Source organism: Neobacillus phoenicis (genome assembly GCF_047302305.1).
GTDB lineage: Bacteria > Bacillota > Bacilli > Bacillales > Cytobacillaceae > Neobacillus.
This window is the reverse complement of record NZ_CP154847.1, coordinates 2270419-2284649: the sequence shown is the minus strand read 5'-3', so window position 1 is coordinate 2284649 and position 14231 is coordinate 2270419. Positions and strand designations below refer to the sequence as shown.

Annotated in this window: 16 protein-coding genes; 3 read left to right on the top strand and 13 right to left on the bottom strand. The window is 37.7% G+C overall.

Annotated elements, in window-relative coordinates:
• The first annotated feature begins 104 nt into the window (after positions 1–104).
• Both AA0X95_RS11790 and AA0X95_RS11785 read left to right on the top strand, forming a co-directional pair.
• Positions 105–194, top strand: a complete 90-nt coding sequence (locus AA0X95_RS11790; RefSeq protein ID WP_413309062.1) for a YjcZ family sporulation protein — start codon at positions 105–107, stop codon at positions 192–194.
• Positions 195–513: 319 nt separating this feature from the next.
• On the top strand, positions 514–1038 hold the full coding sequence (locus tag AA0X95_RS11785) for a DUF309 domain-containing protein (RefSeq protein WP_413309060.1): 525 nt from the start codon (positions 514–516) through the stop codon (positions 1036–1038).
• Positions 1039–1057: 19 nt separating this feature from the next.
• On the opposite strand, the gene AA0X95_RS11780 is transcribed toward AA0X95_RS11785, so the two are convergent.
• A complete protein-coding gene (locus tag AA0X95_RS11780) occupies positions 1058–1408 on the bottom strand; it encodes a GNAT family N-acetyltransferase (RefSeq protein ID WP_413309058.1) in 351 nt (116 codons plus the stop codon).
• Between the two features lie 479 nt (positions 1409–1887).
• On the opposite strand from AA0X95_RS11780, the gene AA0X95_RS11775 reads away from it, so the two are divergent.
• On the top strand, positions 1888–2754 hold the full coding sequence (locus AA0X95_RS11775) for a DUF1002 domain-containing protein (RefSeq protein ID WP_413309975.1): 867 nt from the start codon (positions 1888–1890) through the stop codon (positions 2752–2754).
• A 263-nt stretch (positions 2755–3017) separates the two neighbouring features.
• On the opposite strand, the gene lysA is transcribed toward AA0X95_RS11775, so the two are convergent.
• The 12 genes from lysA to deoB form a co-directional block, all read right to left on the bottom strand.
• Positions 3018–4322: a diaminopimelate decarboxylase gene (gene lysA, locus AA0X95_RS11770; protein ID WP_413309056.1), complete on the bottom strand. Its 1305-nt coding sequence runs from the start codon at positions 4320–4322 to the stop codon at positions 3018–3020.
• Positions 4323–4482: 160 nt separating this feature from the next.
• Positions 4483–5973 carry a spore germination protein gene (locus AA0X95_RS11765; protein ID WP_413309054.1) on the bottom strand — a complete coding sequence of 497 codons (1491 nt, stop codon included), beginning with the start codon at positions 5971–5973 and terminating at the stop codon, positions 4483–4485.
• Positions 5960–6535 (bottom strand): stage V sporulation protein AE, encoded by a 576-nt coding sequence (locus AA0X95_RS11760; RefSeq protein ID WP_413309052.1) that lies wholly within the window; start codon positions 6533–6535, stop codon positions 5960–5962. The genes AA0X95_RS11765 and AA0X95_RS11760 overlap by 14 nt, the downstream gene beginning before the upstream one ends.
• An 87-nt stretch (positions 6536–6622) precedes the next feature.
• Positions 6623–7045, bottom strand: coding sequence for a stage V sporulation protein AB (locus AA0X95_RS11755; protein ID WP_413309972.1), 423 nt, complete (start codon positions 7043–7045; stop codon positions 6623–6625).
• Entirely contained in the window at positions 7035–7658 is a 624-nt protein-coding gene (locus AA0X95_RS11750) for a stage V sporulation protein AA (RefSeq protein ID WP_413309050.1), read from the bottom strand. Before AA0X95_RS11750 ends, AA0X95_RS11755 begins: the two co-directional genes overlap by 11 nt.
• A gap of 117 nt (positions 7659–7775) precedes the next feature.
• Positions 7776–8534 carry an RNA polymerase sporulation sigma factor SigF gene (gene sigF / locus AA0X95_RS11745; RefSeq protein WP_413309048.1) on the bottom strand — a complete coding sequence of 253 codons (759 nt, stop codon included), beginning with the start codon at positions 8532–8534 and terminating at the stop codon, positions 7776–7778.
• 12 nt (positions 8535–8546) lie between these two features.
• The gene (spoIIAB, locus tag AA0X95_RS11740) at positions 8547–8987 is read right to left on the bottom strand and encodes an anti-sigma F factor (protein ID WP_335529115.1); all 441 of its coding nucleotides are present in this window, start codon (positions 8985–8987) and stop codon (positions 8547–8549) included.
• Entirely contained in the window at positions 8988–9338 is a 351-nt protein-coding gene (gene spoIIAA / locus AA0X95_RS11735; protein ID WP_413309046.1) for an anti-sigma F factor antagonist, read from the bottom strand. It lies immediately after the preceding gene.
• A 130-nt stretch (positions 9339–9468) separates the two neighbouring features.
• Positions 9469–10641: a D-alanyl-D-alanine carboxypeptidase family protein gene (locus tag AA0X95_RS11730; protein WP_413309044.1), complete on the bottom strand. Its 1173-nt coding sequence runs from the start codon at positions 10639–10641 to the stop codon at positions 9469–9471.
• Between the two features lie 130 nt (positions 10642–10771).
• Positions 10772–12076, bottom strand: coding sequence for a pyrimidine-nucleoside phosphorylase (locus AA0X95_RS11725; protein ID WP_413309042.1), 1305 nt, complete (start codon positions 12074–12076; stop codon positions 10772–10774).
• A 31-nt stretch (positions 12077–12107) separates the two neighbouring features.
• Positions 12108–12929 carry a purine-nucleoside phosphorylase gene (locus AA0X95_RS11720; protein WP_413309040.1) on the bottom strand — a complete coding sequence of 274 codons (822 nt, stop codon included), beginning with the start codon at positions 12927–12929 and terminating at the stop codon, positions 12108–12110.
• Between the two features lie 53 nt (positions 12930–12982).
• Positions 12983–14167, bottom strand: a complete 1185-nt coding sequence (gene deoB, locus AA0X95_RS11715; RefSeq protein ID WP_413309038.1) for a phosphopentomutase — start codon at positions 14165–14167, stop codon at positions 12983–12985.
• Positions 14168–14231: the final 64 nt, after the last annotated feature.

Below are 14231 nucleotides of genomic sequence, written 5' to 3'. Positions count from 1 at the left end.
TAAGCGCTTTATATCCAAAATAGATGTTTGCCCATAACAATGGACAAATATCCTACATATGATGACAAGGAAAAGAACAAAAACATTTTAGGAGGTATTTGAATATGTCTGATGGCTGCTTTGGTACTGGTTTCGCATTAATCGTCGTTCTATTCATTTTGTTAATTATTGTTGGTGCTTCCTGGGTTTATTAAAAAATAAGCTATGTTAAACTTGCCTGTTGATTTCCGCTCCAGACGCTTCGCTTTCCGTGGGCGTTTCGGCGAGTCTCCTCGGCGCTTGCGCCTGCGGGGTCTCCCCTGAACCGTACTCCCACAGGAGTCTTCGCGCCTTCCGCTCCAATCAACAGGATGTAAAAATTAACAATGTTCTTTAACACAGCTAAAATAAGCCGAAGTACTGGCCCGTCATTTTTGACGGGTCTTTTCTTTTTTCTAGATTGTATTCATTTTTAAGAAGGTCTAACTTTGAATGTGATAAACTTACTATAGTACGTTGTAAAGGGGGGATATCTTGTATCCTAGAGAATATATTCAATTTTTAATCCATTTTCACGGGGATCGTGATTATTTCGAGTGTCACGAAGTCCTTGAAGAATATTGGAAAAAGACAGACTCTAGAAACAAAGATTCCATTTGGGTAGGTCTGATTTTATTGGCGGTATCCACTTATCATCACCGGAGAAAAAACTTTAACGGAGCATTAAGAACATTAAAAAAGGCCTTAACCATTCTAATAAAACAAGAAAATAGTGTTAAAAAACTTGGGTTGGACTATGTGCAACTTCTTCAAATTGTAGAAGAACGTTTAAAACTCATTACGTCAGAACAATTATATAAAAGTTTTAATATACCAATTAGTGATCCCTGTTTATTGGAACTATGTTTTGCTACTTGTGAGCAATTTAAATTCCAATGGGGTAGAGATAGTGATATGACCAATATTAACCTCATTCAACGCCATAAATTAAGGGATCGAACAAATGTGATTCAAGAAAGAAATGAATCTTTAAAAATGAGAAAAGAGGCTGACTTATAAGGGTCAGCCTCTTGTTATTTCAGCAAACATCACATTTTTCAATAAATGGTGCAGTGTTTTCATTTGGAATAATTACTTTATCTGAATACATCTCTCTTAATGCTTTCACCATTCTTTTCCCCACACCTTGGTACCGATGGGAAGGGTTAACAGAAATATGCTGGATCTCGAGAGTGTTTTTTTCATCATGATAAAGAACTCCTAGCAGTCCAATAATATCTTCCTCTTTCCATAAGAAAAGCTGCCAGTTTTCTTCCGTCTCGTATTCCTTCATGGTCAACTGTAGCTTTTTTAAGTCCTTTTCATTTGGCATAAAAGACAGTAATCCCATGGCAATTTTTTCGAATGTTTTCTTATACCGAATTAACATTTTGATCCCTCATTATATTAAATAAACCATTGGTAATTTGGTTTAGCAATAGTATATTTTTACCAAACAACTCATTAATAAACCTAATTTTATTATATGTAATTAAATTTATAGTGTTTCACTAAAGACCATCATACATAATTAATGGGCAATCATCAATGATAAAAATTACTAAATCCTATTGCTTTGGTCCAATAAATAGCCAGTAGATTATTCCCCAAATGGCAGAAATTCCAATTAGTATACTAAATAACACCCAATTTCTTTTCATAAAAGCATCCTCCGAAAGAGTTCATTCATGACACCCATTCTACACCAAATGACGGAAATAATCTATTTCCTATTACAAATATTACGTATTATCACTAAAGTTTTAAAACTATGAAACTTCTTAATGCATTTATTCGTTTATATTTAAGGTTTCGGTTATATTATAAATGAGCATATATTTATTAACTGCTTAAACTTCAAGGAGGCAAATAATGAAAAAATTCTTCACCTTATTATTAGTAACTTTAATTTTCTTTCAACCGATCAGAAGCTTTGCAGATCTTGCTGAAGGGGATATGATTGTCACTTTAGGGGAAAACCTTACCGAGGATCAAAAGGATAAACTTCTAAAAGAAATGGATGCCCCTCAGGATGTACAAATAGTGACCGTATCCAATCAGGAAGAACACCAATACTTAGGGAAATATGTAGCAAAGTCACTTATCGGAACAAAGGCTATCTCTTCTTCTGCCATCACCATTGCTCCTAAGGGATCAGGCATCACAGTAAAAACCAATAATATCAATTGGGTTACAGATGAAATGTATGTGAATGCATTAATTACTGCCGGCGTAAAGGATGCAAACATCTATATCACAGCTCCTATTTCTGTTTCTGGGACAGCTGCTTTAACTGGAATCATAAAAGCATATGAAATCTCGGCGGATAAAGCTATACCAGAAGAGGTCAAGCAGGCAGCCAATCAAGAAATGGTTGAAACGGCCAAACTTGGTGATTCGATTGGAGAGAAAAATGCTGCGGCATTAATCGCGAAAGTAAAAGAAGAAATAGCCAAGAATAAGCCGCAAAATGATGAAGAATTGCGAAAAATCATTGAACAAGCTGCAAAAGATTTAAATGTTAGTCTTACTGATGAAGAAATGCAGCGTCTAATTGATTTATTTAATAAGTTGAAGAACTTAGATATCGACTGGAACCAAGTGAGCGACCAACTGAATAAGGCAAAGGATAGGATTTCTAAATTCCTTGAATCGGAAGAAGGTCAAGGATTCTTAGAAAAGGTCAAGCAATTCTTCATTTGGTTGATCGATGCTATTAAGTCCATCTTCTCTTAATAAATAAAAAAGCTGCCTCTAGTGGCAGCCAGGCTATCGGAAAACTTCCGATAGCCTTTTATTTTATTCATTTTTTAACAATTAACCGCGTTAACAACAAGTCTGTTGATTGGCGCTCCAGGCACTTCGCTTTCCGCGGGCGTGCCGGGGAGCCTCCTCGTCGCTTCGCTCCTGCGGGGTCTCCCCTGCCCCGTACTCCGCAGGAGTCTTCGTGCCTTCCGCACCAATCAACAGGCCAGTTAGCATAGACAATCATTTTTCTATTATTTTAATGGTAAATCATGTTTTACTAGATCTTCGTATGTCTCTCTTTTAACCACAAGAGTAGCTTTGCCGTTTTCAACAAAAACAACAGCTGGACGTGGAATACGATTGTAATTATTCGACATGGAATAGCCATAAGCGCCTGTACAAAATACAGCTAGAATATCTTCTTCCCCTGCTTCAGGTAGAGGTAAGTCCCAAATTAACATATCACCCGACTCACAGCATTTCCCTGCAATGGAGACGGTTTCCTTTGATTTGGCTAAGGGTCTATTAGCTAGAACGGCCTCATATTTTGCACTGTAAAGAGCAGGTCGAATATTATCACTCATACCTCCATCAACTGCTAAATATTTTCTCACACCTGGGACCTCTTTTGAAGAGCCTACCTTATAGAGGGTGATGCCTGCATCTCCTACGAGTGAACGCCCTGGTTCAATCCAGATTTCAGGCATTTGCATAGAGTAATGCTCTGTCAATTTTTTTACTTCTTTAATGATTTCACTAACATATTGTGCAGGTGGAATTGGCTCATCCTCTTTCGTATAACGGATCCCAAAACCGCCTCCTAGGTTTAAAACTTTAGCTTTAAATGAAAGTTCATTTTCCCACTCTGCCATCTTTTCAACAATTTTCTTTGCAGCAAGTAAAAATCCTGTTGTTTCAAAGATTTGCGAACCGATGTGGCAGTGTAGCCCGAGAACATCAAAATAATCAAAATGAAGTGCTGTTTCTAATGCGTTTTTCGCCTGACCATTTTGAAGATCAAATCCGAATTTTGAATCCTCCTGCCCGGTCAAAATGTAATCATGGGTATGCGCTTCAATCCCAGGGGTTATTCTTAATAAAATATTAACTTTTGTATTTTTCTCCTGGCAAATAGATTTTAGAAGTTCGATTTCATGGAAATTATCTACAACAATACAGCCAATTTGGTGTTCCAACGCCATCTCCAGTTCTTCCCGGCTTTTATTATTCCCATGAAAATGAATTCTCTCGACTGGGAATCCAGCAACTATTGCGGTATATAACTCCCCGCCCGAAACCACATCAAGAGATAACCCTTCCTCTTCTGCCAGCTGAATCATAGCAACTGTCGAAAATGCTTTACTTGCATACGCAACTTGAGCTTTAATATTTTGCTCTTCAAAAGTTCGTTTAAAGCCCTGAGCTCTTTCTCGCATTAACGCAACATCATATACATATAAAGGAGTACCAAATTCTTGTGCCAATTCAATAGCATCGACTCCACCTATTTCTAAATTTCCGCTTTTATTAATTCCCGTTGATCCATAAAAGTACATTTCCTTCCCCACTCTCCATAACAGCTCACTATATTTTATGTAGACAATGTTAAAAGATATAAACAAATAGGCAGAATCTACATAAGATACTGCCTATTCATAATCCTTTATCACTCTATTTAATTAAAAATACTTTAGCATAACTGAAATAAAACCGCAATTATTTCTCGTTAGCTTTAGGTGGCTGTCTGAAACGGTTTCGCGGATGAACAATGCTTGGTCTAAGTAGTGACCCAGGTATAGCTCTTCGAACGAGAATCTGCAAAAACCCTTTAGGCTCAAACGGAAGAAAAGGCCATAGATAAGGTGTGTTAAGGACACGCATCTTAACTAGAAAAATAAACATTAAACTTGCACCAATAATAAAACCTGGTGTATGGAAGATGGCAACTAAAATGGTCAATGTTAATCGGAGCATCTTATTAGCTACACCTAACTCATAACTTGGTGTGGTAAATGAACCAATGCCTGCGACAGCAACATAAAGAATGACTTCAGGAACAAACAAACCAACATCAATGGCAATTTGACCAATTAATACTGCTGCAATTAAGCCCATTGCTGTGGATAATGGGGTTGGTGTATGTATCGCTGCCATTCGTAAAAACTCAATCCCAAAATCCGCTAATATTAATTGCACGACAACCGGAATATTGGTTTGTTCGTTAGGTCCAATAAACGATATTTTTTCAGGTAGTAAAGAAGGCTCTAATACAAATAAAAGCCATAATGGAAGTAATAAAATTGATGTTAATACACCTAAAAAACGGGTCCACCGTACAAAGGTCCCAGCTGCTGGTGATTCCCGGAATTCTTCTGCATGTTGCACATGATGAAAATAGGTCGCTGGTGTAATGATGACACTTGGAGAAGTATCACAATAAATGACAATATGCCCTTCTAAAATATGAGCAGAAGCTACATCCGCTCTCTCCGTATATCGAACCATTGGGAAGGGATTCCACCCTTGTTTTACAATAAATTCTTCCAGCGTTTTATCTGCCAAGGGAATGCCATCTATTTGTATAGCGTTGATTTCTTTTCTGAGAATATTTAGTAGTTCTGCATCGGCAACATCCTCTAAGTATCCTAAGGCCACATCCGTTTTCGACCGTTCTCCAACCTTTAACATTTCAAAGCGCAGTCGTTCATCACGAATTCTTCTTCTTGTTAATGCCGTATTTAATATAATATTTTCTACAAATCCATCACGAGAACCACGAACTACTTTTTCTGTGTCAGGTTCTTGAGGAGACCTTCCTGGATAACTTCTAACATCAACTGCAAGGGCTGTATCTACACCATCGATTACTACAACAATTAATCCAGATAAAACAAAGTCCACCAATTCATTTAGTGTTTTAATCGGTTGAACAGATTGGTTTAGGAGACGATTATAAATGAGTTTATAAATATCCGTTGAGAGTTTTTCATGGTCATTGAGTTGCACTAGCTCTTCAATTAACTCAATAACGAAACGTGTATCACATAATCCATTACAGAAATAAATTTGGACATCTGTCTTAAGGACTTTTAGTTTCCTGACGCCTAAATCAAAACTTACTCCTAGTCCCACCCGTTGTTTCATATAATTTTCAGTCTCATGGACCGATTCAGGGATAGGCCATTTTTGCTCATTACTTCTTGCCATGGAAGCCGCTCCTTTCTAGTATAAGTTCAACTGCTTTCTTTGTTATTGGGGAACCTTGTTTATAGGAGTCGTGTCTTGCCATTTTCCCTATATCACCCACTCCTACGATAATAGGCACATCTAACTCATCAAGACAGTAAACTGTATCTCCATTTATTCTGCCGATTTCAAGTTCAGGTATACCAAATTTATCTACTCCATAGGGTGTTAACACTCCATCACGATCAATACTTACATCCACCCTCGCCCATTCTTCGTGTCTCGATTTTGCAGCAACTGCAATAATGCCGAGAACTTCAATGTCTTTATGGGTGGCTACATATTTTAATGCTTTCTCACCAGCCCCTTCCCCTACAATGCCACTATCATCAAACATAACCAATACTGGATCGTGTGCTGCCTTTTTTATTAACCGGACAAGTTCAGGACCTGACAATCTAGAGGGATTTCCTTGGGAACGGGAAATACAGCGACAACCAATCTCATTCGCAACATGCTCGATAGCTCTTTTTGCATATTCATCACCGTCCGTTATTAGAATGACTCGTCTCCGATTACTCATTCTTTGATGTCCTTTCATTAGAAAAGCGTGGAACTAGCAAGTCATTTATACAACCTGCTAGGCTTCATGCTTGACAGTTTATTATCATTAATGATGTACAAAATAAAGCCATTGAAAGAGTGACCCAAAAATTTTCCCCAGTACAATTGCCATTATTAAAATGACTAATTCCCCATCCATACGGATTCTTTTTACAAGGATTGGAAAAACATTTAACACTTCGGTGAGTGCAGCAGCTAACATGCCAACAAACACTCCACCGTTTACTCCTAAGAAGATTAGTACATAAGGCCAAATATGTAATACTGGATCTCTGAGACTGGCTATTACTCCAGTAAGTGCACCGATAACTACCGCCCATTCATATTGTTGGATCATTTTCATCGTTTTGGTAAGCTGCGTTAGCCTTGGAATGACTCCTAATACGGTAAGGAAAGCAACAAATCCTGAGCCAACCGCTAATCCACTTGCTATTCCTAAAAAACATATTGCAAGAATTTTAATCGTTATCATGGAGATGCTTCATACTTTCTTTATTTTCATGAATAATCACGTAGTTATCTAAATCCATTTGATAATTAAACATTTCTACTTCAAGAGGACTGGGCTCCTCATTGATTCGTTTCTTAAATACATGATTAAAAAAAAGAATCATTCCAAGGCCTAAGCCAATGGAATAAGGTATTTGAAATAATAATGGTTTTGCTTCTTTTTTGCCTGTAATAATGGTATATAGCTTTTCTTGTACACTTCTCATACTTACATCATCATGAAAATTCATGATTGCCATTGCTGAACCAAAAAATAAAAGAAACCAGATTAAAAGAAAGAATGGAATGTTTAATCCCTTTTTCTTAACCATTACTTCTATGATGGTTTGAGCTGGTCCAATTGTTTGGACCTCCAGGGCTCCAAACTTATTTGTTATCAAATCGATAACTTTCATTACATCAATCACAACAATATTACGGTCCATTTCTGTAAGTTGATAGATCATCATAGATTTAAGAGCCGGAAGTAAGGTGTCTGGTGCGATTATTTGGGCTACATCTTTTAATAATATTTTTCCATCAGGCTGGGCTTGTACACGATTCCGCATGCGGATGTAGATTGTTTTATCCAAAACATTCACTTCCCACACATTTATTTCCTCGTATGTGTAGTATGGTTAAGAAACAAGCATTTCATGTATGAATGGACAAAAAGCACCACTTCTAAGAAAAATAAAAAGACCGTAGGATCATAGATCCATACGGTCTTTCATTTGTTGTAATATCTTTTTCTCAAGTCTAGATACCTGAACCTGTGATATTCCAAGTCTCAGTGCCACTTCTGACTGTGTTTGATCTTTATAGTATCTTAAATAGACAATAAGTCTTTCACGTTCATCCAATTCGCGAATGGCTTCTTTTAAGGCTATTTTATCAAACCATTTTCCTTCATTACCGTCATCAATTTGGTCAAGTAATGTAATTGGGTCACCATCATTTTCATACACTGTTTCATGAATGGACGAAGGAGTCCTGCTTGCCTCTTGAGCAAGGATGACATCCTCCGGCGATAGCTCCAAATGGGCTGAAATTTCGTTTACCGTTGGAATCCTACCAAGTATTTTAGATAATTCATCCTTGGCTTTACGGATTTTGTTTCCCATTTCCTTCAGTGAACGGCTGACCTTTACTGTTCCATCATCGCGGATAAATCGTTGTATTTCACCAATGATCATTGGTACAGCATAAGTGGAAAACTTAACATCGTAGGAAAGGTCAAACTTATCAACTGATTTTAATAAACCGATACACCCAATTTGAAACAGGTCATCTGGGTCGTATCCCCGATTAAGAAACCTCTGGACGACTGACCAAACAAGACGCATATTTTTTTCAACAATTAAATCTCTTGCCTCTTGGTCCCCATCCTGGCTCCTTTTAATGAGCTCTTTCACTTCGTGATCCTTTAAATACGTTTGACTTTTATCGTTCTTGACCTCCACATCCATCGGCAAGTCTCCTTAATTGCAAAGCATTTTGCGGGATTGTAAATGCTTTCGTAATCTAACCTCGGTTCCTCGACCTGGCTGTGAATGAACCTCTACCTCATCCATGAAATTCTCCATGATGGTAAAACCCATACCGGAGCGTTCTAAGTCCGGCTTTGTTGTAAATAATGGCTGACGAGCTTCTTCCACATCAACAATACCTAATCCACTATCTTTTATGGTCATATCAATCAAGCTATCTTCGATAATTACTTGAATCACTACTGTTCCATTCGGATCATTTTCATATCCATGGATAATTGCATTTGTTACGGCTTCAGAAACAACTGTTTTTATTTCTGTTAATTCATCCATTGTCGGATCTAGCTGGGCAATAAAAGCCGCAACAGTTACACGGGCAAACGATTCATTTTGACTTAAAGCACTGAATTGAAGATTCATCTCATTCTTCACTCAGGCCACCCCCAATCTTTGCAATGCAAATTCCTCAGTCGGTTCCATTTTGATAATTTTAAATAAACCAGACATATCGAATAATCTTTGTATTGCAGGGGAAATTGCACAAACGACCATTTCACCGTGCACCTGTTTAATTTGTTTGTATCTTCCTAGAATAACTCCTAATCCAGAGCTATCCATAAAAGAGAGGTGTTCTAAATTTAAGACAATATGACGGATGTTATTCTTTTCAATAACCACTGTCGCTTGTTCGCGTAAGTCATCTGCTGTATGGTGATCCAGTTCACCACTTAAGCGAATGCATAATACGTCATGTTTTGTTTCCATATTAATGTTAAGACTCACTATCCCCGTCCTCCTTAATCTGGTATAGTGAGTCAATTCGCTTTTTTGAAGGTAATATCCTTCTCGAATTACAAAACTAGTCGTATTTCGCTAAAAGTAGTTACATTATAGGTTGTTTCGACAACAGGTTTTATTTACCAGCTTTTGTAAACATTCCAAAGGAACGTTTGTATAGTGTCCACCATCCGGCTTCTTTTACAGCCTTTTTTGCCACTATAGGACTTTCAAGAATGACCTTTCCATCTTTAATCAATTGGATTGTCCCTACTTGATCCCCTTTGGCGATTGGCGCCTTAAGATTTTTTGCCATCACAACCTTTTGTTTGACATTTTCAGTCTTTTCGCCTTTTTTTGTCAGTAAGGAAAGTGGTTCACTTGTAACTGCTTCAACCGTCTTGTCTTTTCCTTTACTTATTTTTGCTTCACCAATGATTTGATTACGTTTAAACATTGGATGTGTTTTATATTGACTAAAGGCATAATCTAGCATTTTCGTTACCTGTGCATTTCTTTCCTTAGATGTAGGGGCACCAAAAACAACAGCTATCACACGCATTCCATCCTTCTGTGCGGTTGCGGTTAAACAATACTTTGCTTCAGCCGTAAAACCTGTTTTCAATCCATCTACACCTGGGTAAAACCGAACTAATTTATTTGTATTTACAAGCCAAAATTTCTTATCTGTATTCTCACGTAAATACGCTTCATACATTCCTGTAAACTTGGTTATATCTTCATATTTGAGCAATTCCTTTGCCATGATTGCCATGTCAGCAGCTGTGCTGTAATGACCACTCACTGGAAGACCCGTTGTATTTTTAAAGAAAGTATGCTTTAATCCAAGTTCTTTCGCCTTATCATTCATCATATCGACAAATGCTTCTTCAGAACCTGCAATCCTCTCAGCCATAGCGACCGATGCATCATTTCCTGAACCGATTGCTATACCCCTTAACATTTCCTTAGTGGTCATTTCTTCACCAGGTTCAAGGAAAATCTGTGAACCTCCCATTGAAGCGGCATATTCACTTGCACGAATTTTTTCATTCCATGTCAACTTTCCCTTATCAATGGCCTCCATAATTAAGAGCATTGTCATAACTTTAGTCATACTTGCAGGTGGCAATTCATCCTTACTATTTTTCTCATATAAGACCGCACCTGTATCTCGTTCAATTAATATAGCAGATTTAACATTACTAACAATATCAGTACTTTTCTTTTCTTCAGCAGCAAAAGCTGATGGACCCCACAAACTTGTAAGTAATAAAGATGTCACTAATAAAGAGACAAATCGTTTCATTCGCATAACCCTCCATTCTTTATAGCCTCCATTTTTTCCAAAATAACTTACTTTATACAATATTTGCCTTCAATTGAATAAAAAAATAGAGGCTGCTCTTTTCGAGTCAGCCTCTATTTGTATTAATTATTTATTGAGTGATTTCTTCATGTACAAGAATTGGAGCTTCTACCTTTGAAGATGAAATAGTGATGTTCTCATAAAGTTTTTCTTTTACTTCGTTAACATCTTCAAAATTACTATAGATAGTTACTAACGATTCACCTTTTTTCACTTGATCCCCAATTTTCTTTCGCAAAACAAGTCCAACAGCAAGGTCGATAACTGATTCCTTCGTAGCTCTTCCTGCTCCAAGTAACATCGCAGCCGTTCCTACCTCATCGGCAACAATTTCAGAAACAAACCCATCTTCTTTTGCTTCTAATTCAATAACATATTTAGCCTGTGGCATCTTAGATGGATCATCAACAATGGAGGCATCTCCACCCTGTGAACTTAAGAATACTTTTAATTTATCAAGAGCAGAACCATCCTTTATGACGTTCTCTAGGAGGGTACGTGCTTCTTCTAATGAACTTGCTTTTTCAGCTAAATAAACCATATGGCTGCCAAGTGTTAAGCAAAGCTCCGTTAAGTCTTCTGGGCCTTCCCCTTTTAACGTATCAATCGCTTCTTTTACTTCAAGCGCATTTCCGATTGCATACCCAAGAGGCTGACTCATGTCAGAAATTACTGCCATTGTTCTTCTACCAACATTGTTTCCAATGCGGACCATTGCTTTAGCTAGTTCTCTTGAATCATCAAGTGTTTTCATAAACGCACCGGCACCTGTCTTAACATCAAGGACAATTGCATCCGCACCAGCAGCAATTTTTTTACTCATAATGGAACTTGCAATAAGCGGAATGCTGTCAACAGTTGCCGTTACATCTCTAAGAGCATATAACTTTTTATCTGCAGGTGTTAAGTTACCACTTTGACCAATAACCGCAATCTTGTTTTTATTTACAAGATCAATAAATTCTTGATTTTCAATTTCTACATGGAAGCCTTCAACTGCTTCTAATTTATCAATCGTTCCACCCGTATGTCCTAATCCACGACCAGACATTTTAGCAACTGGTACACCTAGAGCAGCAACAAGTGGTCCAAGAACTAGAGTAGTTGTATCGCCCACACCTCCAGTAGAATGTTTATCAACTTTAATTCCCTCAATTTGGGACAAGTCGATTTGATCCCCTGACTCAACCATTGCCATAGTTAAATCGGCTCTTTCCTTTTCAGTCATTCCTTTAAAGTAAATAGCCATCGTTAATGCACTTACTTGATAATCAGGAATTGAACCGTCTGTATACCCGTTTATAATAAATTTAATTTCTTCTGTTGTTAATTCATGACCGTCTCTTTTTTTCTCTATTAAGTCAACCATTCTCATGTTAATCACCACTTCTTTAAAGTATCTATTTTTATTTAGCCATACCTTTTACTATTTCTTTTATATAGCGAAGGAAATCAGCTTTCACTCTTTCTGTTGTTTCAATTACTTCATCATGTGTTAGCGGCTGATCAAGAATTCCTGCTGCCATATTCGAAATACATGAAATACCAAGAACCTTCATTCCACTATGACGCGCTACGATTACCTCAGGAACTGTGGACATTCCGACTGCATCTCCGCCCAGCACTCGTGCCATCCGAATTTCTGCAGGTGTTTCATAAACAGGTCCTGGATTTCCAAGATAAACCCCTTCTTGAACCTTTATGTTTAAACGGCTAGCGATTTCTTTCGCTGCAGCACGTAATTCTTTTGAATAGGCTTCGGACATATCTGGGAATCGTACACCAAGCTTAGAATCATTTGGTCCAATTAATGGGTTTGTCCCCATATTATTAATGTGGTCAGTAATGATCATTAAATCGCCTGCAGAGAAGCTTTCGTTTACACCACCTGCTGCATTTGTCACAATGAGCATTTCCACGCCTAATTCTTTCATTACGCGAACAGGGAATGTCACTTTATCCATACTATATCCTTCATAGAAATGGAAACGGCCCTGCATAGCTACTACCTCTACTTCACTTAATAAACCAAATACAAGTTGTCCAGCATGACCTTCAACTGTGGAAATAGGAAAATCTGGTATTTCATTGTAAGGAATTTTAACTGGATTCTCAATTTCATCTGCTAATACACCAAGACCTGAACCTAGGATTAATCCAATTTTCGGTGTATTTGCATATTTTCTCTTCAAAAAAGAAGCTGCATTATTGATTGTTTCGAAGTTCATTCTCTTACTCCTTTTCAAGCTATTTAATATAGCTATTTTTTTACACATCTCATTTATTTCAATTCATTTAAAAAGCTTTTTCCATACTTAGGCATCTTAACACTGAAGTTTTCAGCAACAGTTGCTCCAAGATCAGCAAAGGTTTCTCTCAATGGAATTTCTTTACCGTCAGTCATACTCTTTGAATATACGAGAAGTGGAACATATTCACGCGTATGGTCTGTACCTGGGGCAACAGGGTCGTTTCCATGGTCAGCTGTGATCATTAGTAAATCGTCTTCTTTCATTTTTGCAAATACTTCAGGCAGGCGTGCATCGTATTCTTCCAATGCTTTTCCATAGCCTTCTGGATCACGGCGGTGACCATATAATGCATCGAAATCAACTAGATTTACAAAGCTGATGCCTGTGAAATCCATGTCAAAGGTTTCAACAAGCTTATCCATTCCGTCCATATTAGAGACAGTTCTTAGTGACTTTGTCACTCCTTCTCCATCATAAATGTCGGAAATTTTTCCGATTGCAATAACATCTAGACCCGCATCTTTCAATTCACTCATTACAGTCCGGTCAAATGGTTTTAAAGCATAATCATGACGGTTTGCTGTACGTTTAAAGTTTCCTGGTTCCCCTAAGAACGGACGGGCAATGACACGACCAACCATATATTTCTCATCAAGTGTCAATTCACGAGCGATTTTACAAATTTTATATTGTTCTTCAATTGGAATAATATCCTCATGAGCCGCAATTTGTAGTACTGAATCGGCAGAAGTATAGACGATTATGGCGCCTGTTTTCATATGTTCTTCACCGAGTTCATCTAGAATTTCTGTTCCACTTGCCGGTTTATTCCCGATAATTTTTCTACCCGTGCGTTTTTCCAATTCGGAAACAAGTTCATCCGGAAAACCTTCAGGGAACACACGGAAAGGTGTTTGAATATTTAAACCCATTATTTCCCAGTGACCAGTCATGGTATCTTTTCCATTAGAAGCTTCCATCATTTTAGTGTAGTATGCTAACGGTTTTTCCGCTTTCTCTATTCCTTTCAGTTCACGGATATTACTTAAACCTAACTTACCCATGTTGGGCATGTTAAGTCCATTCATTCTCTCAGCAATATGGCCCAGCGTATCAGAGCCTTTATCTCCAAACCGTTCAGCATCTGGTGCTTCACCAATACCTACTGAATCCATAACAATAATAAAAATTCGTTTATATGTATTTGCAGCCATACGATTCTTCCTCCTTTTATCCATAGAAACCGTTTGCAAATGGTCACATTACAATACTATGTTT